We start from the raw sequence: 25,359 nt of genomic DNA on the forward strand, positions 1-25,359 counted from the left end.
GAACTTACCTTTGGATCGCTCATGGCTGGCAGTCAAATCGAACGGGTTTTCAATGTGCTGGAAAGCCTCGCCAGCGACCCTCGCGGCTGGCCGCTGCTAGGCTTGGCCGAACACTTGCAGATTCCCAAGAGTGCCACCCACCGTTTGCTCGCCGAACTGATGCGCCTGGGCTATGTGCGCCAGAATCCCGAGAACCTGCGTTATCACTTGGCGACCCGCTTGGTCGCCATGGGCTTTCGTTATCTGTCGCGAAGCGGTGCCGACATCGTCCAGCCAGTGCTCGATCGCTTGGCACTGGGAACGGGTGAACTGGTGCGCCTGGGTGTCATCGAAGGGGAGTGCCAGACCTGGATCGCCAAGTCCCAGGGGGCCCGTTCCGGCTTGCGCTACGACCCGGACATGGGGCGTGAGACGCCGTTGTCCTATACCGCGTCGGGCCATGCCTGGCTGGCTTGCATGACTGACACCGAGGCGTTGGCGCTGGTGGCGCGCCAAGCCGTGCCAATACCGGCGGACGCAGGGCCAAACGCGCCACGCAGCGCGGCTGAACTGCTCGAGTACCTGCACCAGGCCCGCGAACAAGGCTATGCCTGTGTCGAGGAAAGTTCGGCGATCGGCACGTCGGCCATTGCCGCTGTGGTCCGTCATCCATCGGATGGCCGAGCCATCGGCGTGTTGAGTGTCGCCGGCCCCAGTGCACGAATGACGCGCACACGCTTGCATGAGCTGGCACCGACCTTGCTGGCGTTTGCCGAGGAGTTATCGCAAGCCAGTCAGGCCTCGGAGTTGTTCAGCTGAATACGGTCTCATCCGTCACAGGCAAGCCTTGCTCCCTACATCACGCAACGCAGGACTCCTACATGACTGTCAGCACTCCGCTTTCCGGCGTCAATCAGGCTTTCAAGGGCATCCTGCTTATTCTGGTGGCGACGTTTCTGTTCTCCAGTCATGACGCCTTGGCGAAATATCTCTCGGGTTTTTACCCGATCATCATGGTGGTCTGGGCACGTTACGTGGTGCACACGTTGTTGATGGCCGGTATTTTCCTGCCGCGCTCGGGGCTGCGGGTCCTGCGGACCAAGCGTCCTTTGTGGCAACTGGCCCGGGCGCTGTGCCTGCTGGGCACCAGCCTGTTCTTCACCACGGCGCTGTTGTATATCCCGCTGGCCGAGGCGACGGCGGTCAACTTTCTCGCGCCCGTGCTGGTCACCGCGTTGTCGGTGCCATTGCTGGGCGAACACGTAACACGCGGCCAATGGATCGCGGTGATCTTCGGCTTTATCGGGGTGTTGATCATCGTCCATCCGGGCGGGGATCTGTTCACCCCGGCGGTGATATTGCCATTCTGTTCGGCGCTGTTTTTCTGTTTCTACCAACTGCTCACGCGCAAGCTCAGCGAGATCGACAGCCCGACCACTAGCAACTTCTTCGCCGGCCTGTGCAACACCTTGGTGATGAGCGCGCTGGTGCCGTTCTTCTGGCAAGTGCCGAGCCTGTTGCACGGTGCGATGATGCTGGCGCTGGGAGCTTGCGGGATGACGGCGCACCTGATGCTGACCCAGGCCTTCCGCTTTGCCGCCCCGGCGCTGCTCGCGCCGTTCGGGTACTGCCAGATCGTGTTTGCCGGGCTGCTGGGCTGGGTGTTGTTCAACCATACGCCGACGCTGACCACCGTGGTGGGCATCACCTTGATCTGCTTGAGTGGGTTGGCGGCGGCGTGGCAACAGCGGCGGGTTTAGCACGAACTGTGGAGGGATTGATTGTGGGAGCAAGGCTTGCCCGCGATGAAGGCACCTCGGATCACTTAGGACCGCATCGTCTTAATCGCGGGCAAGCCTTGCTTCCACAGTGGGATAAATAATCCCGGGCTGACTCGAATCAGTTTTCCAGCGTAGGCACCTTGCGCGGTGCCATGAAGTACAACCAGGTCAGGGCAATGAAGTACATCGCCGGGATCAGGGTGAACAGCACGGTGTAGTTGTTGTTAGTGATCGTGAGGATGTGGCCCACCAGTTGGGTCATGAACATCCCGCCGATGGCCGCGCACATGCCGCCAAAACCAAACACCGTACTCATCATGTGCTTGGGCGTGTAGTCCATGACCAGGCTCCAGATGTTGGCGGTCCAGGCTTGATGCGCGCCGATGGCCAGGGAGATGGCAAACACTGCCACCCACAAGCTGCTGGAGCCGGCGGCCAGGATCACGCCGATGATGCAGCAGGCGAACAGCAGCATGGACACCAGTCGCGCCTTGATCGGATTGAGGCCGCGGCCGATCAGGAACGAAGACAGGATGCCGCCGCCGACGCTGCCGAAGTCGGCGGTGAGGTAGATGATGATCAGCGGGATGCCCATCTGGGTCACGTTGATGCCCAGGTTGTATTGCTGGTTCAGGAACGGCGGCAGCCAATAGAGGTAGAACCAGAACACCGGGGCGGTGATCGAATAGGCCAGGGCGAACGCCCAGGTGCCGCGCATGCGCAGGATGCGTGAGAACGGCACGCGGACCTGGTCCGGTTCGTCCTGGGCCTGGATGTAGTCCAGTTCCGACTGTTTGACGGAGGGGTGGTCCTCGGGGTTGAAGTATTTCAGGCCCCAGAACAGCAGCCAGATCCCGCCCAGCGCGGCCATGCACAGGAACGCCGCCTGCCAGCCCCACACGTGCAGGATCAGTGGCAGCAGCATCGGGGTGAACATCGCGCCGACGTTGGTCCCGGCGTTGAATATACCGGTGGCTACGGCTCGCTCGCCCGCCGGGAACCACAGCCGTGTGGTCTTCACGCAGGCCGGGTAGTTGGCGGCTTCGGTGAGGCCGAGGATGAAGCGGCAGACCATGAAGCCCACCGCCGAGGTGGCCAGGCCGTGGGCGCCGGTCGCCAGGCTCCAGAGCAGCACGGCGCAGAAGAACACGCGCTTGACGCCGATCCGGTCGATCAGCCGCCCTTGCAACACGAAGCCGACGGCATAACCGACCTGGAACCAGAAGTTGATGTTGGCGTAGTCCATCGCCGTCCAGCTCATTTCCTTGGCCAGGATAGGCTGCATGACGCCCAGGGCGGCGCGGTCGATGTAGTTCAGGGTGGTGGCAAAAAATACCAGGGCGAGCATCCCCCAACGGGTCTTGCCCACGGCCATGGCGCCGCGGATCTTGTCACCGATGCTGCCGGTGGAGACTTCCAGGCCGGGGGCCAGGCGGGAACTTTGGGAAGGGATCATAGCGTGTACCCGCTTTTGAAATTCTTATGGTTGGTCTGGGGCAGTCCATCGAGGTCGGCAGGGCCGGCGTCAATGTGGGAGCGATGGTGCGCAGTGAGCAAAAATTCGTCAATTCGGCGATTGGCATTTTGTTCGATAATCGCCCAAAAAACTAACTGGATGGTACATATTAAATTGCTGAAAGAAACCGGCAGCTCAATAATCGGCTCACTCTTTTAAAAGCATTTTCAAAAGCGGCGCACCTTTTGTAGCCGATGCCTGTCCCGGGAGCCGAAGTCATGCAGCGTTCCATTGCCACCGTTTCCTTGAGCGGTACCTTGCCGGAAAAACTCGAAGCCATTGCCGCCGCCGGTTTTGATGGGGTGGAAATCTTTGAGAACGACCTTCTCTACTACGATGGCAGTCCTCGGGAAATCAGGCAGATGTGCGCCGACCTGGGCATCGCCATCACGTTATTCCAACCGTTTCGCGACTTCGAAGGTTGCCGCCGCGATCGCCTGTCGCGCAACCTGGAACGGGCCGAGCGCAAGTTCGACCTGATGCAGGAACTGGGCACCGACCTGGTGCTGGTGTGCAGCAACGCCTCGGCCGACAGCGTCGGCGATGAACAGATGCTCATCGATGACCTGCGCCTGCTGGCCGAGCGGGCCGGGGCGCGCGGCTTGCGTATCGGTTATGAAGCGCTGGCCTGGGGTCGGCACGTGAATACTTATCAACAGGTCTGGAACATCGTGCGCCAGGCCGATCACCCCAGCCTCGGTGTGTTGCTCGACAGCTTTCATACCTTGTCCCTCAAGGGCGATCCGAGCGCGATCGCCGAGATTCCCGGCGACAAGATCTTCTTCGTGCAAATGGCCGACGCGCCGATCCTGGCCATGGATGTCCTGGAATGGAGCCGGCATTTCCGTTGTTTCCCTGGGCAGGGCGAGTTCGACTTGCCGGGGTTCCTGGCGCCGATCATCAAGAGTGGCTACACCGGGCCGCTGTCGCTGGAAATCTTCAACGACGGTTTCCGGGCCGCGCCGCCACGGGCCAATGCCGCCGACGGCCTGCGCTCGCTGCTGTACCTGGAAGAAAAAACCCGCCAGCGCCTGGCCGAAGAGGCGTGCGCCATAAGCAATGCCGACATTCTGTTCGCCACGCCGCCGGCCAGCGAATACGACGGCATCGAATTCCTCGAGTTCGCCGTGGACGATAACCTCGGCGCCAAGCTTTCCCATTGGCTGGAGCGGCTGGGGTTCGTCAAGGCTGGCCAGCATCGATCCAAGAATGTGAGCCTCCTGCGCCAGGGCGACATCAACCTGATCCTCAACAGCGAACCGTACTCGTTCGCCCACAGTTTTTTCGAAGCCCACGGACCTTCGTTGTGTGCCACCGCCGTGCGCGTGAAAAGCAGTGTCAGCGCCCTGGAGCGGGCCATTGCCTACAAAGGCCAGCCCTATCGTGGGTTGGTGGGCCCCAATGAACTGGAGTTGGCGGCGGTGCGTGCACCGGATGGCAGCCTGATTTACCTGGTGGATCAGCAGGCCGATGTCTATGGCACCGATTTCAACCTGCAGCCGGGTGCTGTCATTGGGGCCGGGCTCAAGCGCATCGACCACATGGCGATGGCGCTGCCGGCCGACAGCCTCGACAGTTGGGTGCTGTTCTACAAGAGCCTGCTGGATTTCGAGGCCGACGACGAAGTCGTCCTGCCCGACCCTTATGGCTTGGTAAAAAGCCGTGCGCTGCGCAGCCGCTGCAGTTCGATCCGCTTGCCGCTGAACATTTCCGAAAACCGCAACACCGCAATCTCACACGCGCTGTCGAGTTATCGCGGCTCCGGTGTGCATCACATAGCCTTCGACTGTGATGACATCTTTGCCCAGGTCAGTCGTGCCAAAGAGGCGGGCGTGCCGTTGCTGGACATCCCGCTCAATTACTACGACGACCTGGCGGCGCGTTTCGATTTCGACGACGAGTTCCTTAGCGAGCTGGCCTACTTCAACGTGTTGTACGATCGTGACACCCAGGGGGGCGAGCTGTTCCACGTCTACACCGAGCCGTTCGAAGGGCGGTTTTTCTTCGAGATCATCCAACGCAAGAACGGTTACGCCGGTTACGGTGCTGCCAATGTCGCGGTGCGCCTGGCGGCCATGGCCAAGTCCCGCAGCGGTGGTTTGCGGCACGCCAAGTTGTAGGCAAATCGTAAACGTGGCGGTAATGGGCGGTGTCCTGGCTTCCTTCAGTGCACGGTGCGGCCCATAATCGCCAGCCTGTGCAGTGATGGCCGTGAGCCCCGCAATGACTATGAATCCAGAGCTTTCCGCAGCGCCCGACGAACCCGTCGCCACGCCGCGCAAGAGTCGCAAGAACAACCCGGAGAAGACCCGGGAAAACATTCTTCAGGAAGCCATCGTCGAGTTCGTCCAGCAGGGCCTGTCCGGGGCCCGGGTCGACGCCATCGCCGAGCGCATCCACACGTCCAAGCGCATGATTTACTACTACTTCGGCAGCAAGGAGCAGTTGTACGTCGAGGTGTTGGAAAAACTCTACGGTGATATCCGCACCACCGAGAACCGCCTGCATCTGGCGGAACTGGCCCCGGTCGAGGCGATTCGGCGCCTGGTGGAGTTCACCTTCGACCACCACGATTGCAATGTGGATTTCGTGCGCATCGTCTGCATCGAGAACATCCACAACGCCGAGTACGTGAAGCAGTCAGGCGTGATCAAGGCGATGACCAATACCATCCTCGATTCCCTGGGCGTGATTCTGCGGCGCGGCGCTGAAGAGGGCGTGTTCCGTGCCGGCCTCGAGCCGCTGGATGTGCATCTGCTGATCAGTTCGTTCTGTTTTTACCGGGTGTCCAATCGCCAGACGTTCGGGGAGATCTTTCAGATCGACCTGTCGGATGAAGCGATCAAGCAGCGGCATCGGCAGATGGTCTGTGAATCGGTATTGAGATACTTGCAGGCCTGATTCTGGAACCCCTGTGGGAGTATCACTAGACATTAATGATTCATGCTTTGGAAATGCGCCAGCATCCGCTGCGCATCTGGCGCCACGCCGCTGAACAGTTCGAAGGCCTTCACCGCCTGGAACACGGCCATGTTGCCGCCATCCAGTGTGCGGCAGCCGACCGCGCGGGCGTTGCGCAGCAGTTCGGTTTCCAGCGGGAAGTAAACGATTTCCGCGACCCACAAAGCGCCGCGCAACAGCTCGATCGGCACTGGCATGCCCGGTAGTTTTGCCATGCCCATGGGCGTGCTGTTCACCAGGCCATCGGCCTCGGCCATGGCGGTGGGCAGGTCATGCCCGGCGCGGGCGCGGACAGCGCCGAAGTGTTGATTCAAGTTGTTGGCCAGTGCCTCGGCACGGCGGACCTCGACGTCAAAAATGCTCAGGGTTTCTACGCCCTCCATCAACAGCGCATGGGCCACCGCCGCGCCGGCGCCACCGGCGCCCATCTGGACCACGCGCTTGCGCGCCACATCCCCCAGGCCGCGACGAAAACCTTCGGCGAACCCCAGGCAGTCGGTGTTGTGGCCGATGCGCTTGCCGTCCTTGAGCACCACGGTATTGACCGCGCCGATACCGCGGGCCTCGGGTGACAACTCATCGAGCAGCGGGATGATCGCCTGCTTGCAGGGGAAGGTAATGTTCAGGCCGGTGAAGTCCATGCGCTCGGCGGCCACCAGTAGATCGGCCAGGGCGCCGCTGTCGAGTTTCAGCGCATCGAGGTCGATCAGCCGATAGAGGTAACGCATGCCTTGGGCATTGCCCTCATGCTCATGCAGCGCAGGTGTGCGAGAGGCCTGGATGCCCGCGCCGATCAGACCGGCCAGCACAGTGATATTCGACATGCTCATCAACCCTTCAACCGCTGACTGAAGTGTTCAAGGGCCAGGCGATAACCATGGCTGCCAAACCCGCACATCACGCCAATGGCGACGGATGAGACGAAGGAGTGATGACGGAAGGTTTCACGGGCGTGGACGTTGGACAGGTGGACTTCAATGACCGGTACTTCGCTGGCCACCAGGGCATCGCGGATCGCCACGGAGGTGTGGGTCCAGGCCGCCGGGTTGATGACGATACCGGCGCACCGGCCACGGGCGCCGTGAATCCAGTCCAGCAGCTCGCCTTCCTGGTTGGTCTGGCGAAATTCCACCGCCAGGCCGAATTCTTCGGCAGCGCGGCCGCACAGTGCCGAGATGCCAGCCAGGGTTTCATGGCCATAAGTCGCCGGCTCGCGGGTGCCGAGCAGGTTCAGGTTCGGGCCGTTGAGCACCAGAACGATCGGAGGCATCGCAATTTCTCCACATTTTTATTGTTGGTGTCGGCGGGGTTTCAGCCGTTGGAGATAAATTGTACTAGATGGTTAATTGGGTCAAATAAAGCAGCCGACATCGGCCAATAAGTGTTCGATGATCGAACATGACCGTTGTCGGGAGGTGAGGGAGGGCAATGGTGGCGAGGGGATTTATCCCCATGTAGGAGCTGCCGAAGGCTGCGATCTTTTGGACACTCAAGTGTCTGGGGAAAGATCGCAGCCTCGTTGCACTCGTCAGCTCCTACCGCCGAGTCAACAACACCCCGGATTCCATGTGGTGGGTCCAGGGAAATTGATCGAACAACGCGCAGCGCGTGATGCGGTGGGTGTCGTTCAGTTGCGCGATATTCGCGGCGAGGGTGTCAGGGTTGCAGGAGATGTACAGGATGTTGTCGAAACGTCGGGTCAGCTCGCAGGTGTCCGGGTCCATGCCGGCGCGAGGCGGGTCGACGAAGACGCTGCCGAATTCGTAGCTTTTCAGGTCGATGCCATGCAGGCGACGGAACGGCCGGACTTCGTTCAGGGCTTCGGTCAGCTCTTCGGCGGACAGGCGCACCAGCGTGACGTTATCCACAGCATTCTCGCTGAGGTTGCTCAGCGCGGCGTTCACCGAGGTCTTGCTGATTTCGGTGGCCAGCACTTTGCGCACGCGGGTGGCCAGGGGCAGAGTGAAGTTGCCGTTGCCGCAGTACAACTCCAGCAGATCGTCGTTGCGATCGCCCAGCGCTTCATAAGCCCAGTTGAGCATCTTCTGGTTCACCGTGCCGTTGGGCTGGGTGAAGGCGCCTTCGGGCTGGCGATAGCTGAAGGTGCGCGTGCCCACTTCGAGCTTCTCCACCACATAGTCATGGCCGATCACTTCGCGCTTGCCCTTGGAGCGGCCAATGATGCTCACGCCCAGGTCAGCCGCCAGTTTCGAGGCGGCAGCGTGCCAGTGCTCGTCCAGCGGGCGGTGATAACACAGGGTGATCATCGCATCGCCCGCCAGGGTGGTCAGGAACTCCACCTGGAACAGTTTGTGGCTCAGGGGCGCGCTGGCTTGCCAGGCGGCCTTGAGTTGCGGCATCAACTGGTTGATGCGCAGGCTGGCGATGGGAAACTCTTCAATGAGGATCGGTGTGCGCTTGTCGTCCTGGGAGAACATTGCGTAGTGCCGTTCGCCGGCCTCGCGCCAGAGACGGAACTCGGCGCGCAGGCGGAAGTTCTTCAGGGGCGAATCGAACACCGCAGGTTCTGGTGCATCGAACGGCGACAACAGGTCACGCAAGCGGGTGACCTTGTCCTGGAGCTGAGCGGTGTAGGCTTGGGAATCAAAAGTCATGCGTTGAACCAACCCAACTTGATCACGAACAGGATCGATAGAATGACCAGCGCCGGGTTCAGCTCACGGCCACGGCCAGACACCAGTTTGATGGCGGTCCAGGCGATGAAACCGAAAGCGATGCCGTTGGCGATGGAATAGGTGAACGGCATTGCCAGGGCGGTCACCACCACTGGCGCGGCGACGGTGATGTCGTCCCAGTCGATTTCCGCCAGGCCCGAGGTCATCAGTACGGCGACGAACAACAGGGCTGGGGCGGTGGCGAAGGGCGGGACGCTGGCGGCCAGTGGCGAGAAGAACAGCGCCAGCAGGAACAGGATCGCCACGACGACGGCGGTCAGGCCAGTGCGGCCGCCAGCACTGACGCCCGCCGCCGATTCGATGTAGCTGGTGGTGGTGGAGGTGCCCAGCAGCGAACCGGCCATGGCGGCTGTGCTGTCGGCGATCAGCGCACGGCCCATCTTCGGCATGTGGCCGTCCTTGCCCATCAGCCCGGCGCGCTTGGCGACGCCGATCAGGGTGCCGGAGTTGTCGAACAGGTCGACGAACAGGAAGGCGAAGATCACGCTCACCAGGCCGATGTCCAGGGCGCCCTTGATGTCCAGTTGCAGGAAGGTCGGGGCCAGGGACGGCGGCATCGACATCACGCCGCCGAACGCAGTGAAGCCCATCAGGATCGAAGCGATGGTGACCGCCAGGATGCCGATCAGCACTGCGCCGCGTACTTTCAAGGCTTCGAGGGCAACGATCAGGACAAAGCCGAGGGTCGCGAGGATCGGCGCCGGTTTTTTCAAGTCGCCGAGGCCGACCAAGGTCGCCGGGTTTTTCACCACGATGCCGGCGTTATTCAGGGCGATCAGCGCCAGGAACAGGCCGATACCGGCAGCAATGGCCGACCGCAGGGGCAGCGGGATGCTGTTGATGATCCATTCGCGGATGCGAAAGATCGATAGCATGAAGAACAGCACCGCGGAAATGAACACCGCACCCAGCGCCACTTGCCAGGTGTGGCCCATGTGCAGGACCACGGTGTAGGTGAAGAAGGCGTTCAGGCCCATGCCGGGTGCGAGGGCGATCGGGTAGTTGGCGATCAGGCCCATGACCGTGGAGCCGATGGCCGCCGCCAGGCAGGTGGCGACGAACACCGCGCCCTTGTCCATGCCGGTTTCGCCGAGGATGCTCGGGTTGACGAACAGGATGTAGGCCATGGCCAGGAACGTCGTGACACCCGCCAGGATCTCGGTCCGCACGTTGGTGTTATGTGCCTTGAGTTGAAACAGCCTTTCCAGCATGTCTGCTCCCCGTGGCGCGCCCGGCGCCGTAAATGTATCGACCTCAACAGCAAAGCACAGGTCGCCAGCGGCGCCCGGGAAATTTCTGCCGGTCGGAAAAAGCCGCGCATCATACCAGCAGCGTAGCGTTGTGGCTGCGATCGTCGTCGAAGTTTTGCCAACGCGCCAAGTGGGCCATACTGCGCTCGGTTCCGGGAGGTCTCTATGTATTGCATGAATAAAATGCGGCTGGCGGCGGTGGGCTGCATGCTGGGCTGGTGGTTGTTTGGCCAGACCGCCAATGCCGCGTCGGCGCCGCCCTTGAGCGAGGTCAAGGTGCTCAAGGTCGAGTCACCGGCCTGTGGTTTCGAAGATATTGTCCCGGGGCAGGCGCAGACGCGTTGCGATCACCGCGGCCCGAATATCAAGGTCTACGTGCTGGAGGTCGGTTATGGCCGCCAGCCCCATGTCACCCTGGACGGCTTTGAAGTCGACGGCACCCGCTCGCCCGTGTGTGCGTACAGTAATGGCAACCTTAACGACTGCTCCGTACGGACCAAAGTCGTCGGCTATTTGTATGTCTTCGACCTGAAGGGCAAGCAGGAAGGCACCTTCAGCTTCAGCAACATCTCGATCAACGCACCGGGCAACCGGATGTCGACCCAGCTGAACATCAAATAACCGCTGGCCCCCGTAGCAGCTGTCGAGCGAAGCGAGGCTGCGATCTTTTCCCAGACGCTTGAATCTCAAGCGCCTATCAAAAGATCGCAGGCTTCGGCAGCTCCTACACTACAGGCATCACCCAGCGGAGAGCGTCCATGATTCCAGGAACCAAGATCCCCCGAGCCTTGATAGCCGTCGCCGAGGGTGTCGACGACTTGCAGACGGTCACCTTGATCGACGTGTTGCGTCGAGCGCAGATCGAAACCGTGGTGGCGAGCATCGAAGGGCGGCGGATGCTCACCTGCGCCCGCGGCACGCGCCTGACGGCTGATGGCATGCTGGTGGACGTGCTTGTGCAGGACTTCGATCTGGTCGTCCTGCCGGGCGGCATCATCGGCGCCCAACACCTGGCCGCCCATCAGCCGCTGCAACAACTGATCAAGGACCAGGCCGCCGCCGGACGTTTCTTCGCCGCCATCGCCGAAACCCCGGCCCTGGCGCTACAGACGTTCGGCGTTTTGCGCCAGCGGCGCATGACCTGCCTGCCCGCCGTGAGCCAGCAGTTGTCCGGATGCAGCTTTGTCGATCAACCCGTGGTGGTGGATGGCAACTGCATCACGGCCCAGGGGTCGGCCGCCGCCCTGGCGTTTGCCTTGATGCTGGTGGAACAACTCAGCGGCAAGGGCGTGCGGAGTGTGGTGGCGGCGGAGTTGCTGGCCTGACATTCTTCAGCGGGCACGCGCCTGTGGCGAGGGAGCTGTTCCCGTCAACTTCAATGCAATCTGACCTACCGCTATCGCGAGCCGGCTCGTTCCCACCGGGATTTATGGTGGATGCAGGATCTATGGGCACTCGAGAACCAATGTGGGAGCGAGCCTGCTCGCGATGGCGTCAGCGCATTGAACTTCAGTGCGCGCGGACTCACTGAAGGCGCTGGCTTCCAACGTCAATCATTTGCCTTGAACGCTTCGCCTCACCCTGAAGTCGTACCCCTTATGACGGCGGTTTCCCAAAACGCCGCAAGTACGACCAACCGTGAGGTGTTCCATGAGTGCGACCCTGTCCGAAACGACGCCGGCGTCCTTCGTCCGTCATCCGATCCGCCTGACACTCAATGGCCAGGTGCGTGAGTTGCAAGTGCTGGCCTGGACCACGTTGCTGGACCTGCTGCGTGAACAACTGGACCTGGTGGGCAGCAAGAAAGGCTGCGACCACGGCCAGTGCGGCGCCTGTACGGTGCTGCGCGATGGCAAGCGGATCAATGCCTGCCTGACCCTGGCGGTGATGTGCGACGGCGCCGAATTGATCACCATCGAAGGCCTGGCCGGTGATGACGCATTGCATCCCATGCAGCAGGCCCAACTGTTCATGCAACAAGGCCCTCAAGCCCTGCCCACCTTCTCCCGCCCACCTCGCGACTGGAACAACGAAGACGTGTCCTTCAACCTCGCGCGCCGTTTGGCGCCCAAGGTGCGGTGGCCGACGGAAATAGACCTGGAGTCACGCACCGGGCCCTGAAGATGCGCCTTAACACGAAAAGAAATCACGTAGCGCCGCCCGGTTTTTCTAAGTCCGACAGGCTGCTAGGTCTTCGCTTCATCCACCGGTTCGTGCATCCGGTCACGGTTGGCCAGGGTTGGGAACAGTTTGATCCAGACCCCGGTCACCAGCAGCGTGCCGATGCCGCCCATGACCACCGCTGGCACCGTGCCGAACCAGTGGGCGGTGAGGCCGGATTCGAACTCGCCCAACTGGTTCGAGGCGCCGATGAACAACCCGTTCACCGCGCTGACCCGGCCGCGCATTTCATCCGGTGTTTGCAGTTGTACGAAGGAGGCGCGGATCACCATGCTGATCATGTCCGCCGCGCCCAGCACCACCAGCACCGCCAGGGAAAACCAGAACGAGGTGGAGAGGCCGAACGCAATGGTGGCGACGCCGAACACGCCCACCGCCGTGAACATCACCCGGCCGACCTTGCGCTCCACGGCAAACCGCGCCAGCCACAGCGACATCAGCAAGGCCCCGACCGCCGGCGCCGACCGCAACAGCCCCAGGCCCCAGGGGCCGGTGAGCAGGATGTCCTTGGCAAATACCGGTAGCAGCGCCGTCGCGCCGCCGAGCAGCACCGCGAACAGGTCCAGGGAGATCGCCCCGAGAATGTCCGGGCGACTGCGAATGAAGCGAATCCCGGCCAGCAACGAATCCAGCGTCGCCTTGCCTTTGTTCAGCGGCGTCTGCCGGGCGGGCAGGTTGAGCATCAGGCCGCAGGCGATGAGGTAAAGCAGCACCGTCGGCCCGTAGACCCAGACACTGCCAAAGGCGTAGAGCAAGCCGCCGAGCGCCGGAGCGACGATGGTGGCCGACTGCTGGGCCGATTGCGCGGCGGCCACGGCCCGGGGAAACAGCCCCGCCGGCACGATGCTCGGCAGCAGCGCCTGGGTGGTCGGCATCTCGAAGGAGCGGGCGGCCCCCAACAGGAACGCGAGGATGAAGATCATCTCCCGCGTGACATGGTCGGTAGCGCTGCCAATCACCAGCGCCAGGGCAATCATCGCCTGCAATGACTGACAGATGGCCGCCACCTTGCGGCGGTCATAGCGGTCGGCCACATGCCCAGTGTGGAGCATGAACAGCACACGCGGGGCAAACTCCACCAACCCCACCAGGCCGAGGTCCAGGACGTTGCCGGTCAGCTGATAGAGGTTCCAACCGATAGCCACGGTGAGCATCTGGAAGCCGCTGGCGGTGAATATCCGGGCCAGCCAGAAGGCGATGAAGGGACGATGGTGGCGGAGCAGCAGCGGCGCTTGGCTGGGCATCTATGATGGGTCCGGTGATGAAGGCATCGAGATTATCACCGAGCTGTAACTGGAAGTTGCGGTGGTGGAGAAATAGTTAGCCAAGCATCGATATTCCACGGCGCACCGTTTTTTTTGTGGCGGGGGGATTTATCGGTGGGAGCAAGGCTTGCTCCCGCACAGACTTGCTTCCACACATCCCCTCGCTGCAGCCAGCACTGAGACAACCTGTCACGCGACAAACGACCACGCCGTTCATCGACGAGAATGCGGCTACTCTTTGAGCATTGCTTGACCCAGATCAATACCTTTCGAGGCGTTGGACTGGCGGCCATCCGGCCATAGTCCTGCGTTGTGACGGTTATAAAAAGAACGATTTGAAAAGCATCGCGCTCCATATCCCTGGAGGCTGGTGCAAGCCCCGCCCGCAGCCGGTTTTACCTGACAGAGGAAGACTTATGTTCGGTTTGGAGGCGCTCGATCTCGCCCGAATCCAGTTCGCGTTCACCATCTCGTTCCACATCCTGTTCCCGGCCATCACCATTGGCCTGGCGAGTTACCTGGCGGTACTCGAAGGCTTGTGGCTCAAGACCCGCGATGACACCTACCGCGACCTGTACCACTTCTGGTCGAAGATATTTGCCGTCAACTTCGGCATGGGTGTGGTGTCCGGGTTGGTCATGGCCTATCAGTTCGGGACCAACTGGAGCCGTTTCTCGGACTTCGCCGGAGCGGTGACCGGGCCGTTGCTGACTTACGAGGTGCTCACGGCGTTTTTCCTCGAGGCGGGTTTCCTGGGCGTGATGCTGTTCGGCTGGAACCGCGTCGGCCGCGGCCTGCATTTCTTTTCCACGGTCATGGTGGCGATCGGCACCCTGATCTCGACCTTCTGGATCCTGTCCTCCAACAGCTGGATGCAGACCCCCCAGGGTTACGAAATCATCGACGGCCGGGTGATCCCGGTGGATTGGCTGGCGGTGGTGTTCAACCCCTCGTTCCCTTATCGATTGCTGCACATGTCCACCGCAGCGTTTGTTGCCACGGCGTTCTTCGTCGGCTCGTCGGCGGCTTGGCATTTGCTGCGCGGTCGCGATAACCCAGCCATCCGCCGGATGCTGTCGATGGCGATGTGGATGGCGTTGCTGGTGGCGCCGATACAGGCGGTCATCGGCGACTTCCATGGCCTGAACACCCTCAAGCATCAACCGGCGAAAATCGCCGCCATCGAGGGCCACTGGGAAAACGTCGGCAATGAACCGACCCCGCTGATTCTGTTCGGCTGGCCCGACATGCAGTCCGAGAAGACCCGGTTCGCCGTGGAAGTCCCGTATCTGGGCAGCCTGATCCTGACCCATAGCCTGGACAAGCAGGTGCCGGCCCTCAAGGAGTTCGCGCCTGAGGACCGACCGAATTCGACCATCGTGTTCTGGTCGTTCCGGGTCATGGTCGGCCTTGGGTTGCTGATGATTTTCACCGGCCTGTGCAGCCTGTGGCTGCGCCGCAACGATCGGATCTATCAGTCCCGGCCGTTCCTCTACATGGTGTTGTGGATGGGGCCGTCCGGCCTGGTCGCGATCCTGGCCGGCTGGTTTACCACGGAGATCGGCCGCCAGCCGTGGGTGGTCTATGGCTTGATGCGTACGGCCGATGCTTCGTCCGGCCACAGCTTTGTCCAGATGAGCATTACCCTGGTGTTGTTCGTCGTGGTGTATTTCGCGCTGTTTGGCGCCGGGCTGAGCTACATGATGCGTCTGGTGCGCAAAGGGCCGCAGGCCCACGAAGCCGAGCCGAGCGATGGTGGCCCGGGCCAGAAACGTACGCCGGCCCGGCCATTGTCGGCCGCCGATGGCGTCGACGACATGGACCATAACGAACGCTCGAACAAGGGGAATTGAATCATGGGTATTGATCTTCCGCTGATCTGGGCCGTGGTCATCATCTTCGGCATCATGATGTACGTGGTCATGGACGGCTTTGACTTGGGGATCGGCATTCTCTTCCCCTTCGTCAAGGGCGAACGCGACCGCGACGTGATGATGAACACCGTGGCACCGGTCTGGGACGGTAACGAAACCTGGCTGGTGCTGGGCGGTGCCGGGCTGTTCGGGGCGTTTCCACTGGCTTATTCGGTGGTGCTTTCGGCGCTGTACCTGCCGCTGATCCTGATGCTCATCGGCTTGATCTTCCGCGGCGTGGCTTTCGAATTCCGCTTCAAGGCCAAGGCTGAGAAGCGCCACCTCTGGGACAAGGCATTCATTGGCGGTTCGCTGACGGCCACCTTCTTCCAGGGGGTGGCGCTGGGGGCGTTCATCGACGGCTTCGAGGTGGTCAATCGCCAGTTCGCCGGCGGCTCCCTGGACTGGTTCACGCCATTCACGATGTTCTGTGGCCTGGCGTTGATCGCGGCCTACGCGTTGCTCGGCTGCACCTGGCTGATCATGAAGACCGAGGGCAAGTTGCAAGAGCAGATGCATGACCTGGCCCGGCCGCTGGCGTTCGTGGTGCTGGCGGTGATTGGTATCGTCAGTATCTGGACACCGCTGGCCCATGCGGACATCGCGGCACGCTGGTTCACCCTGCCGAACCTGTTCTGGTTCCTGCCGGTGCCGATCCTGGTGCTGGTGACCATGTACGGATTGTTCCGCGCAGTGGCGCGCAACGCCAACTACACGCCCTTCATCCTGACCTTGGTGCTGATCTTCCTCGGCTACAGTGGCTTGGGCATCAGCCTGTGGCCGAACATCGTGCCGCCGTCCATCTCGATCTGGGACGCCTCGTCACCGCCCCAGAGCCAGGGCTTCATGTTGGTCGGCACGCTGTTCATCATTCCGTTGATCCTGGTGTACACCTTCTGGAGCTACTACGTGTTCCGCGGCAAGGTGACCCATGACGACGGTTACCATTGAGGACGTTGAGCATGGCCAAACCTGATTTGAAAGACATCGAGGCCGCCGAACGCAAGCCACTCTGGCAGCGGCTCGGCTGGCTGGCGCTGATCTGGGCCAGCAGTGTGCTGGCGCTGTTCATCGTTGCCAGCTTGATGCGGATGTTCATGAATGCCGCGGGCTTGACCACTCACTGATTCCCCTGGGGGAGCCGAGGTGCTTGTCCCACAGACGATTTATTTGCGGGCTTTGAGGATCACGAATTTCGGCGTGGCGGCCACTTGCTCGACACCGCGGAACAACCGCGCCAGTTTGCTGTGGTAACCCAGGTGCCGGTTGCCGACGATGTACAGCGCGCCGCCGACCACCAGCGCTTCGCGAGCCTGCTGGAACATCCGCCAGGCGAGGAAATCGCCCACCACTTGCTGCTGGTGGAAGGGCGGATTGCACAGCACCACGTCCAGTGACTGCGCCTCTTGCCCGGCCAGGCCATCACCGGCCCGAAGGGTCACTTCGCGTTCGCCCAGGGCCGCACGCCAATTCTCGGCGGCCGATTGCACGGCCATATACGACTCGTCCACCAGGGTGTAATGGGCCTCGGGGTTTTGCAGGGCACTGGCGATGGCCAGCACGCCGTTGCCGCACCCCAGGTCCGCGACCCGGGCCGTCCCGAGGTTTTTCGGCAGATGTGGCAGGAACGCGCGGGTGCCAATGTCCAGGCCTTCGCGGCAGAATACATTGGCGTGGTTGAGCAGCTCGATCTTTGGCTCGTCCAGCCAGTAACGCGTGGGGTAGGGCGATACGATTGGCGCACTGCCTTGTGAAGAACCAGGTTGTGGCGTAGCAATCAACAGCCGCGCTTTTTTCACCGCCAGGGAGGCCTGCACCGGGCCGATATACCGCTCCAACAAATCGCCAGCGGCCCGGGGCAGGTGCTTGATCATGGCCCCGGCGATCACTTGGGCGCCTGGCGCGAGTTGGCCTTGCAGGCGAATCAGCTGTTCCTCCAGCAAGGCCAGGGTTTTCGGTACTTTGACCAACACGCGATCAAACGGGCCGGTCAGCGGCTCGCTGGCAGGTAGCGTCGGCACCGCATCGAAGGGGCGGCCGTTGCGCACCAGGTTTTTCTCCAGCGCCTGTAATGCCAGGAAGGAGTCACCGCTGCTGGTCACCAGGACGTTGCCCGCCAGGCTGGCCGCCAGGGCGCCGAAGCCGTCATTGAGCACCAGGACCCGAGTCTGTGCCCTCGGCTGTTGTTCGGCCAGGTACGCGAGCAGGTATTCATCGGCCGCATCGAAGGCTTGCAGCGGTTCGTTCTGCTGTTCGGGTTGGCGGATCAGGTCGAGTTGGGCGAAGGGGCTGTCGAGCAGGGGCATGGCTGGGGACTCTGGAGATCAACGAATGTCCCGCTGCCTGGAGATAGGTGTCTGGGCGGGACCGCCTGAATGAACTGCGTCGCGTGCAGGCAGCGACATCATTCAAGAGGCGCCGTAAATGGTACGTTCTTTTGTTGCACATTACTCGCGGGTTTTTCAGCCCGGGGTTGTCCCTCCATTGTTCAGATCACATGGATCTGGGCGGCTTTTGCCACCGCTGAAATTTTATTGCTGACGTTCAGCTTTCGCATGCAACTGCACACATGGAAATTCACGGTCCGTTCGGAAAGACAGAGAATTCTGCCCACTTCCGACGCCGTCTTGCCTTCGGCAGACCACCTCAATACCTCGATCTCTCTGGGTGACAGGTGGCATTTGGGTTTGTCTGCGAGGACGTCAGACAATTTTTTACTGGCGAGTACATGCAGCCTTTGACTGGCGAAGATGGCGTAGCCAAGATTTGCATAGTGCTCCTCGATATCAATGGGGCAATGAGTTCGTGCCAGGCTGAACAGGCTGGACTGTGCCCCTTGTTCATCATGTACGGCTTGGGTCCAACCATACTTGAGTCCTTGTCGATTAAGTTCTCTCCACAACTTCGGAGCCTGAGCGAAAACAGTCTCATTCCATAAGATGGGGAGCGGTGATTGATTGCAATGTGCTACTAGTGGGTCGTTCGACGCATAACCGTTTTGTTCATAAAGCCGGTCCCATCCATAAGGGTAGTTATTCAGGTTCACCTTACCGGTGTGCTTGTCGGGGCTTCCTAGATAGGCTGTAAATGCGCAATATTCAAACCCTTGATTGTTAAAGAAATTCAGGGCCAGACGATAGGCCGTTTGCAGGTCTTTTTCGCAGGATAGTTTCTTCAATAACAAGTCCTTCCACTTGTCCATCGTTCTCTCCTGGGGTGATTCGTCCATGCGGATCCAATCCATGATGCGAGATTTTAGTGTAGGACTATTCTTGATTTGTAGTGGCTTTTTTTAGTCTGTTTGTATCTTGAAATGTTTAAGAGATTAAACGTTTAAGCTGAATATGTTTACAGTTTCTTTTGTTTTGTATAAGTTGGGTGAAAGATTTTGTTGGTTGGACGCAGCTAGTTGCTACAGTGCCATTGCTCGTCATCGGTGGTGAAGACGCTCGCTTTGCGGGACACTGCAAGTCTTGTCCCATTGGAGTGACTCATGACCGATAGCGCAGAGAAGTTCACCCGCCAAACCCTGCTAGATGTCCAGCCGTTGACGGCTCATTTGTTTACTTTGCGTACGACCCGGGATCGCGGCTTTCGCTTTCGGGCCGGTCAGTTTGCCCGGCTGGGGGTCGTCAAGGCGGACGGGACCACTGTCTGGCGGGCGTATTCCATGGTGTCTTCGCCGTTCGACGAGTTCCTCGAGTTCTTTTCCATCGTTGTTCCCGATGGCGAGTTCACCAGTGAGCTCAGCCGCCTACAGCCGGGTGACGAACTGTTGGTGGATCGCCAGGCTTTCGGCTATCTGACGCTGGATCGCTTTGTCGACGGTCGGGATTTGTGGCTGTTGTCTACAGGGACGGGGGTGGCGCCGTTTCTTTCTATCCTCCAGGATTTTGAGGCCTGGGAAAAATTCGAGCGGATCATCCTGGTGTACAGCGTGCGTGAGGCGCGGGAGCTGGCGTATCAGGCGCTGATCAAGGAACTACCCCTGCGCGACTACCTGGCCGAGTACGCTCATAAGTTTCGTTTCATTGCGACCGTCACCCGTGAGCAGCATCCGGGGGCACTCAGTGGGCGGATCACCGCGCTGATCGAAAATGGCGAGCTGGAGCGGGCGGTCGGCGTAGCGCTGACGCCGGAGCATTCGCGAGTGATGCTGTGCGGCAATCCGCAAATGATCGATGACACGCGCAAGCTGCTCAAAGCCAGGGAGCTGCAACTGAGCCTGACCCGTCGGCCGGGCCAGGTGGCGGTGGAAAACTACTGGTAGGAAAGGAAGGGCTACCCCATGCATGTAGGCGCTGTGTAGGAACTGTGTAGGAGCTGTCGAGTGCAACGAGGCTGCGATCTTTCCCCTCGCGCTTGAATCTCAAGCGAAAGACCAAGCGAAAGATCAAGATCAAAAGATCGCAGCCTGCGGCAGCTCCTACCCCCCGGCAGGAGCAAGCTCCCTCGCCACAGGTTTCATCGATGGAGAGAGGTTCAGGGGCGCTCGTTCTGGGCCTTGAGCAGGTCGCGAATCTCACTCAGCAGCAACTCTTCCTTGGTCGGAACAGGAGGCGCGCTGGGGGCTACGGCTTCTTCGCGCTTGAGGCGGTTGATCGCCTTGACGCCCATGAAAATGGCGAACGCCACGATGATGAAGTCGATGCTGCTCTGGATGAACTTACCGTAGGCCAGTACCACGGCAGGCGCATCACCCTGGGCGGCCTTGAGGATGATGGCCAGGTCACTGAAGTCCACCCCACCAATCAGCAGGCCAATGGGAGGCATGACTACGTCGCCAACGAATGACGAAACGATTTTGCCGAAAGCGGCACCAATGATGATCCCGACGGCCATGTCGACGACATTGCCTTTGACCGCGAAGGCCTTGAATTCGCTTAGCACGCCCATGAGCTATTCCTTGTAACAAATGAAAGATGAGTGGCAGTGTAAATCAGCCCAACGAGTCCTGCTCGAAACGCCTGCTTACAAAGCTTCAGCTATCGACCTGGTCCCGGGTGAAAAGTTTTCAAAGTGCCATCAATCGCGCGTGATACGCGGTTTCAGCCTGGCACCCCACAACGTTTTTTCTATCGATGCGGTACGGCATTTCTATTTAGATTTTCCTTTTTCGAGCACTAGCCTCTGGATGGCGCACATGGATGCGCTCTATAACATCAGAGGAACACCCTATGAACACTTCCCTTGGCCACGGGGCTTATTCCCATCGCCGCGCTTTTTTTGTGCTGAGCGCGAGCCTTTTGTCCTTGTCTGTCAGCGCGGCCACCCTGACCCGGGACAACGGTGCGGCTGTCGGCGACAACCAGAACTCGCAAACGGCAGGCCCCAACGGCCCGACCTTATTGCAAGATGTGCAGTTGATCCAGAAGCTCCAGCGCTTTGACCGTGAACGCATCCCCGAGCGCGTGGTGCATGCCCGTGGGGCCGGCGCCCATGGCACCTTCACGGTTTCCGATGGTCTCAGCGACTTGACCAAGGCCAAGGTCTTTGCCGCAGGCCAGGTTACGCCGGTGTTCGTGCGTTTTTCCGCCGTGGTGCACGGTAATCATTCGCCGGAAACCCTGCGTGACCCCCGTGGTTTCGCCACGAAGTTCTACACCGCCGACGGTAATTGGGATTTGGTGGGTAACAACTTCCCGACCTTCTTTATCCGTGATGCCATCAAGTTTCCGGACATGGTCCACGCTTTCAAACCCGACCCGCGGACTAACCTGGACGATGATTCACGCCGTTTTGATTTTTTCTCCCATGTTCCAGAGTCGACCCGCACCCTGACCGAGTTGTATTCCAACTCCGGGACGCCGGCCAGTTACCGTGAAATGGACGGTAACGGTGTACATGCTTACAAACTGGTTAACACCAAGGGTGAAGTTCACTACGTCAAGTTTCATTGGAAAAGTTTACAGGGCTTGAAAAATCTCGATCCGAAAGAAGTTATGAAAGTTCAGGGTCGAGATTACAGCCATATGACCAATGATCTGGTAGCTCATATTAATAAGGGCGACTTCCCGAAGTGGGACTTGTACGTCCAGGTCCTCAATCCACAGGACCTTGCCAAGTTTGATTTCGACCCACTGGACGCGACTAAGATCTGGCCGGGTGTGCCTGAGCGAAAAGTCGGGCAAATGGTCTTGAACCGCAATCCGGCGAATGTCTTCCAGGAAACCGAGCAGGTGGCCATGGCGCCGGCCAATCTTGTACCGGGTATCGAACCTTCCGAGGATCGTTTGCTCCAGGGGCGAGTATTTTCCTACGCCGACACGCAGATGTACCGGCTAGGTGCCAATGCCCTGCAACTGCCGATCAATGCCCCCAAGGCGGCGGTGAACAACGGTAACCAGGACGGCGCGATGAACCCTGGCAGCACCAGCACCGGGGTGAATTATCAGCCGAGCCGCCTGATGCCACGCGAAGAACCGCAACAGGCACGCTACAGCCAGGCCGCGCTGACCGGCAGTACTCAGCAGGCGAAGATCCAGCGTGAGCAGAACTTCAAGCAGGCCGGTGATTTGTATCGTTCGTTCAGCAAGCAAGAGCGTGATGACCTGATAGACAGCTTCGGCGGCTCTTTGGCGACCACCGATGACGAGAGCAAGCACATCATCCTGTCGTTCCTCTACAAGGCTGACCCTGAGTACGGCACTGGCGTGGCCCGTGTCGCCAAAGGTGACCTGGCCCGGGTCAAGGCCCTGGCGGAAAAACTGACTGACTGATCCATAGCCAGGCAGGTACATGACCTGTGGGAGCAAAGCGTGCCCGCGAAGCTGGCGCTGGGGCCTGAAACCAGACCGAGTCGTCTGCATCGCGGGCAAGCCTTGCTCCCGCAACCATGCCTCCACAATCATCTGCCAGAAGAGACGTCATGATGGGTAGATTCATTTTATCGATGCTTGCGACCTGGTCACTGAGCGTAGTGGCCGATCAGCCAATACCCACCGAACCGGCGGCCGTACAAGAACAGTTGCAAAACTATTACTTCGATGCCGCTCGCCGCGGCGATGTACCGATGATCGAGACCTTTATCGAGGCCGGTTATTCGCTCGATACTCGGGATGAGAAAGGCTACACCGCGTTGATTCTGGCGGCCTATCACGGCCACAGCCCGGCGGTGGAGCGGCTGCTCGCTGCCGGTGCCGATGCCTGTGCCCAGGACAAACGTGGTAACACAGCGCTGATGGGCGCGATTTTCAAGGGCGAAGTGCAGATTGCGCGTCGTTTGTTGTCCACCGATTGCAGCCCGGACCAACGCAACGGTGCCGGGCAGACTGCGGCGATGTACGCCGGTCTGTTCAAGCGTGCCGAGTTGCTCGATGCCTTGGAGGCCAAGGGCGCCGATCTTCAGGCCCAGGACCCGTTGGGCAACACGGCAGTGGATCTGGCCAGGGGTGAAATTAGAATGCCGGTCCCTCGCTAGTGGCCTGTGTGGCCAGTTCTGTCAGCCCAACTTCGGCGCCACAAGCCCATACCCTGCGTTGCTGTTACTCGCCATAGCGAGCTATAAACTTCTGGCATCCGAATTTGAGCTAACGAACTGGCCGTACAGGCCACCGACTGGGCTATCATCGCGGTTTTTCTCCGGAGTTCAGATGGCCAAGGCAAAGCGCATGTACGGCTGCACCGAGTGCGGCTCGACCTTTCCCAAATGGGCCGGCCAGTGCGGCGAATGCGGGGCCTGGAACACCCTGACTGAAACCATGGTGGAAAGCGGCGGTGCGGCGGCACCCACCGGTCGCACGGGCTGGGCCGGTCAGCAGGCGCAGATCAAGACCCTGGCCGAAGTCAGCGTCGAAGAAATCCCGCGGTTCTCCACCGCATCCGGTGAACTGGACCGCGTGCTGGGCGGCGGTCTGGTGGACGGTTCGGTGGTGCTGATCGGCGGCGATCCGGGCATCGGCAAATCCACCATCTTGTTGCAAACCTTGTGTAACCTCGCCACCCGCATGCCGGCGCTGTACGTCACTGGCGAAGAATCCCAGCAGCAGGTCGCCATGCGCGCCCGGCGCCTGGGCTTGCCCCAGGACCAGTTGCGGGTCATGACCGAGACCTGCATCGAGACCATCATTGCCACGGCGCGCCTGGAAAAACCCAAGGTGATGGTGATCGACTCGATTCAGACCATCTTCACCGAACAGCTGCAATCGGCCCCGGGCGGCGTGTCCCAGGTGCGCGAAAGTGCGGCGTTGTTGGTGCGCTACGCCAAGCAGAGCGGCACGGCGATTTTCCTGGTGGGCCACGTGACCAAGGAGGGCGCACTGGCAGGGCCTCGGGTGCTGGAGCACATGGTCGATACCGTGTTGTATTTCGAAGGCGAATCCGACGGACGCCTGCGTTTGTTGCGGGCGGTGAAGAACCGCTTTGGCGCTGTCAACGAACTGGGTGTGTTCGGTATGACCGACAGAGGCCTGAAAGAAGTCTCAAACCCTTCGGCGATCTTTCTGACGCGTGCCCAGGAAGAAGTCCCTGGCAGTGTGGTCATGGCTACGTGGGAAGGCACCCGGCCGATGTTGGTCGAAGTGCAAGCGCTGGTGGACGACAGCCACCTGGCGAACCCGCGCCGGGTCACCCTGGGCCTGGATCAGAATCGGCTGGCCATGTTGCTGGCGGTGTTGCATCGACACGGCGGAATCCCGACTCACGACCAGGACGTTTTCCTCAACGTCGTGGGCGGGGTCAAGGTGCTGGAAACCGCCTCCGACCTGGCGTTGATGGCGGCGGTTATGTCCAGTCTGCGCAACCGGCCGCTGCCCCACGACCTGTTGGTGTTCGGCGAAGTAGGGTTGTCGGGCGAGGTGCGGCCGGTGCCCAGTGGCCAGGAGCGGCTCAAGGAAGCGGCCAAGCACGGCTTCAAACGCGCCATCGTGCCCAAGGGTAACGCGCCGAAGGAAGCTCCGGCGGGGTTGCAGATCATTGCCGTGACGCGTCTGGAACAGGCGTTGGATGCGTTGTTTGAATAGCACTGGCAATTGTGGAAGGAATGTACGTGGGGGCAAAGCTTGCTCGCGATGCAGGCGACGCGATTTTGAAGGACCGCATCGCAGCCATCGCCGGCAAGCCTTGCTCCCACATGGATCCCCGCGCCAAGGGAGCGGGGTCGCTCAAATCTGGATCAACGCCGCCAACTCCCGTTCCAGTTCATCATGGTCGGCCAGGTTCAGCTCCACCAGCCGGCGCAGATGTGCGATGGAATCCAGGTCGATATGCTCGCAGACGAAACCCAGGTGACCGTGATCGTCGTGGGTCAGGCGCACTTCCATCCTCACTTCCACCTCATTGCTCAGGTGAATGTCGGCGATGAAGGGCTTTTCGGGATTGCCCAGCCAAGGCTCGGGTTTTTTGATCAGCAGTCCCTTGAGGGACAGGTCCAGCAGTTCAACCGGCCATTTGAATGGAGCCTGGATCAGCTCGGTCCTGGCATGGAATTCGATTCGTACGAAGCGGCGGCGATCGCTCATTACGCATTCCCTCTGAAGATTCATTGACTATAGACCCAACTGACGGGGCATCGTCACCGTTCGGCCGCTGACAAACGACTGTCGAGTATGGCCTTTGCCCGGGTTGGCGCTAAACTCCAGCGGCTATCTTTCTTGTCACCCTGACTGGAATATGAAAGTGAAAAACAATAATAGCCTGCTGCGCCATCTGCCCTGGCTCCTGCTGGCCGTCCTAGGCGCGTGCGCCCTGGGCGTCGTGGCCTTGCGCCGCGGCGAACCCATCAACGCCCTCTGGATCGTCGTCGCGGCCGTGGCCATCTACCTGGTCGCCTACCGCTACTACAGCCTCTTCATCGCCAATAACGTGATGCAACTCGATG

Annotated in this window: 24 protein-coding genes and 1 pseudogene; 15 read left to right on the forward strand and 10 right to left on the reverse strand. The window is 60.5% G+C overall.

What is annotated here, in order from left to right:
- Positions 1-21 precede the first annotated feature (21 nt).
- Both AACY42_RS20525 and AACY42_RS20530 read left to right on the forward strand, forming a co-directional pair.
- A complete protein-coding gene (locus tag AACY42_RS20525) occupies positions 22-798 on the forward strand; it encodes an IclR family transcriptional regulator (protein WP_339481942.1) in 777 nt (258 codons plus the stop codon).
- A 62-nt stretch (positions 799-860) separates the two neighbouring features.
- Entirely contained in the window at positions 861-1,739 is an 879-nt protein-coding gene (locus AACY42_RS20530; protein ID WP_339481943.1) for a DMT family transporter, read from the forward strand.
- 139 nt (positions 1,740-1,878) lie between these two features.
- On the opposite strand, the gene AACY42_RS20535 is transcribed toward AACY42_RS20530, so the two are convergent.
- Entirely contained in the window at positions 1,879-3,216 is a 1,338-nt protein-coding gene (locus AACY42_RS20535) for an MFS transporter (protein ID WP_339481944.1), read from the reverse strand.
- Positions 3,217-3,494: 278 nt separating this feature from the next.
- Between AACY42_RS20535 and quiC the strand changes: the two genes are divergently transcribed.
- Both quiC and AACY42_RS20545 read left to right on the forward strand, forming a co-directional pair.
- Entirely contained in the window at positions 3,495-5,396 is a 1,902-nt protein-coding gene (quiC, locus tag AACY42_RS20540; RefSeq protein ID WP_339481945.1) for a 3-dehydroshikimate dehydratase QuiC, read from the forward strand.
- Positions 5,397-5,499: 103 nt separating this feature from the next.
- Positions 5,500-6,177: a TetR/AcrR family transcriptional regulator gene (locus tag AACY42_RS20545; protein WP_339481946.1), complete on the forward strand. Its 678-nt coding sequence runs from the start codon at positions 5,500-5,502 to the stop codon at positions 6,175-6,177.
- 32 nt (positions 6,178-6,209) lie between these two features.
- Here AACY42_RS20545 and AACY42_RS20550 read toward each other — a convergent pair whose 3' ends face one another.
- The 4 genes from AACY42_RS20550 to AACY42_RS20565 all read right to left on the reverse strand — a co-directional run bounded on the left by AACY42_RS20550 (position 6,210) and on the right by AACY42_RS20565 (position 10,144).
- Positions 6,210-7,061, reverse strand: coding sequence for a shikimate dehydrogenase (locus tag AACY42_RS20550; protein ID WP_445261753.1), 852 nt, complete (start codon positions 7,059-7,061; stop codon positions 6,210-6,212).
- A gap of 5 nt (positions 7,062-7,066) precedes the next feature.
- Positions 7,067-7,507, reverse strand: a complete 441-nt coding sequence (gene aroQ, locus AACY42_RS20555) for a type II 3-dehydroquinate dehydratase (protein WP_339481948.1) — start codon at positions 7,505-7,507, stop codon at positions 7,067-7,069.
- 265 nt (positions 7,508-7,772) lie between these two features.
- Complete coding sequence (trmA, locus tag AACY42_RS20560) at positions 7,773-8,852, reverse strand: tRNA (uridine(54)-C5)-methyltransferase TrmA (RefSeq protein WP_339481949.1); 1,080 nt, start codon at positions 8,850-8,852, stop codon at positions 7,773-7,775.
- Positions 8,849-10,144, reverse strand: a complete 1,296-nt coding sequence (locus AACY42_RS20565) for an NCS2 family permease (RefSeq protein ID WP_339481950.1) — start codon at positions 10,142-10,144, stop codon at positions 8,849-8,851. Before AACY42_RS20565 ends, trmA begins: the two co-directional genes overlap by 4 nt.
- Before the next feature lie 204 nt (positions 10,145-10,348).
- Between AACY42_RS20565 and AACY42_RS20570 the strand changes: the two genes are divergently transcribed.
- The 3 genes and pseudogenes from AACY42_RS20570 to AACY42_RS20580 form a co-directional block, all read left to right on the forward strand.
- Positions 10,349-10,804 carry a DUF4879 domain-containing protein gene (locus AACY42_RS20570; protein ID WP_339481951.1) on the forward strand — a complete coding sequence of 152 codons (456 nt, stop codon included), beginning with the start codon at positions 10,349-10,351 and terminating at the stop codon, positions 10,802-10,804.
- A gap of 137 nt (positions 10,805-10,941) precedes the next feature.
- Positions 10,942-11,508, forward strand: a complete 567-nt coding sequence (locus tag AACY42_RS20575; RefSeq protein WP_339481952.1) for a DJ-1 family glyoxalase III — start codon at positions 10,942-10,944, stop codon at positions 11,506-11,508.
- A gap of 325 nt (positions 11,509-11,833) precedes the next feature.
- Positions 11,834-12,145, forward strand: a pseudogene (locus AACY42_RS20580) ((2Fe-2S)-binding protein); the annotation flags it as partial.
- 224 nt (positions 12,146-12,369) lie between these two features.
- On the opposite strand, the gene AACY42_RS20590 reads toward AACY42_RS20580, so the two are convergent.
- Positions 12,370-13,608, reverse strand: coding sequence for an MFS transporter (locus tag AACY42_RS20590; RefSeq protein ID WP_339481953.1), 1,239 nt, complete (start codon positions 13,606-13,608; stop codon positions 12,370-12,372).
- Between the two features lie 437 nt (positions 13,609-14,045).
- On the opposite strand from AACY42_RS20590, the gene AACY42_RS20595 reads away from it, so the two are divergent.
- The 3 genes from AACY42_RS20595 to AACY42_RS20605 are packed head-to-tail and all read left to right on the forward strand — an operon-like array spanning position 14,046 to position 16,669.
- On the forward strand, positions 14,046-15,482 hold the full coding sequence (locus tag AACY42_RS20595; RefSeq protein ID WP_339481954.1) for a cytochrome ubiquinol oxidase subunit I: 1,437 nt from the start codon (positions 14,046-14,048) through the stop codon (positions 15,480-15,482).
- 3 nt (positions 15,483-15,485) lie between these two features.
- Entirely contained in the window at positions 15,486-16,493 is a 1,008-nt protein-coding gene (gene cydB / locus AACY42_RS20600) for a cytochrome d ubiquinol oxidase subunit II (protein WP_003205787.1), read from the forward strand.
- Between the two features lie 11 nt (positions 16,494-16,504).
- Positions 16,505-16,669: a DUF2474 domain-containing protein gene (locus AACY42_RS20605; protein WP_339481955.1), complete on the forward strand. Its 165-nt coding sequence runs from the start codon at positions 16,505-16,507 to the stop codon at positions 16,667-16,669.
- 39 nt (positions 16,670-16,708) lie between these two features.
- Here the strand turns inward: AACY42_RS20605 and AACY42_RS20610 are convergent, their stop codons facing one another.
- Both AACY42_RS20610 and AACY42_RS20615 read right to left on the reverse strand, forming a co-directional pair.
- Positions 16,709-17,848, reverse strand: a complete 1,140-nt coding sequence (locus AACY42_RS20610; RefSeq protein ID WP_339481956.1) for a methyltransferase — start codon at positions 17,846-17,848, stop codon at positions 16,709-16,711.
- A 182-nt stretch (positions 17,849-18,030) separates the two neighbouring features.
- Entirely contained in the window at positions 18,031-18,744 is a 714-nt protein-coding gene (locus AACY42_RS20615; RefSeq protein ID WP_339481958.1) for an autoinducer binding domain-containing protein, read from the reverse strand.
- A 291-nt stretch (positions 18,745-19,035) separates the two neighbouring features.
- On the opposite strand from AACY42_RS20615, the gene AACY42_RS20620 reads away from it, so the two are divergent.
- Entirely contained in the window at positions 19,036-19,812 is a 777-nt protein-coding gene (locus tag AACY42_RS20620; protein ID WP_339481960.1) for a ferredoxin--NADP reductase, read from the forward strand.
- 212 nt (positions 19,813-20,024) lie between these two features.
- Here the strand turns inward: AACY42_RS20620 and mscL are convergent, their stop codons facing one another.
- Positions 20,025-20,438 carry a large-conductance mechanosensitive channel protein MscL gene (gene mscL, locus AACY42_RS20625; protein ID WP_339481961.1) on the reverse strand — a complete coding sequence of 138 codons (414 nt, stop codon included), beginning with the start codon at positions 20,436-20,438 and terminating at the stop codon, positions 20,025-20,027.
- Positions 20,439-20,719: 281 nt separating this feature from the next.
- Here mscL and katB point away from each other — a divergent pair, with 281 nt between their 5' ends.
- The 3 genes from katB (at position 20,720) to radA (ending at position 24,502) form a co-directional block, all read left to right on the forward strand.
- Complete coding sequence (gene katB / locus AACY42_RS20630) at positions 20,720-22,261, forward strand: catalase KatB (RefSeq protein WP_339481962.1); 1,542 nt, start codon at positions 20,720-20,722, stop codon at positions 22,259-22,261.
- 152 nt (positions 22,262-22,413) lie between these two features.
- Positions 22,414-22,962 carry an ankyrin repeat domain-containing protein gene (locus tag AACY42_RS20635; RefSeq protein ID WP_339481963.1) on the forward strand — a complete coding sequence of 183 codons (549 nt, stop codon included), beginning with the start codon at positions 22,414-22,416 and terminating at the stop codon, positions 22,960-22,962.
- A 172-nt stretch (positions 22,963-23,134) separates the two neighbouring features.
- Positions 23,135-24,502, forward strand: a complete 1,368-nt coding sequence (gene radA / locus AACY42_RS20640) for a DNA repair protein RadA (protein ID WP_339481964.1) — start codon at positions 23,135-23,137, stop codon at positions 24,500-24,502.
- A gap of 141 nt (positions 24,503-24,643) precedes the next feature.
- Here radA and AACY42_RS20645 read toward each other — a convergent pair whose 3' ends face one another.
- Entirely contained in the window at positions 24,644-25,000 is a 357-nt protein-coding gene (locus AACY42_RS20645; RefSeq protein WP_339481965.1) for a PilZ domain-containing protein, read from the reverse strand.
- A 157-nt stretch (positions 25,001-25,157) separates the two neighbouring features.
- On the opposite strand from AACY42_RS20645, the gene AACY42_RS20650 reads away from it, so the two are divergent.
- Positions 25,158-25,359: carbon starvation CstA family protein (locus AACY42_RS20650; protein ID WP_339481966.1), on the forward strand; the 202-nt coding region annotated here is incomplete at its 3' end.

Source organism: Pseudomonas sp. RL_5y_Pfl2_73 (assembly GCF_963970515.1).
Classification (GTDB): Bacteria; Pseudomonadota; Gammaproteobacteria; order Pseudomonadales; family Pseudomonadaceae; genus Aquipseudomonas.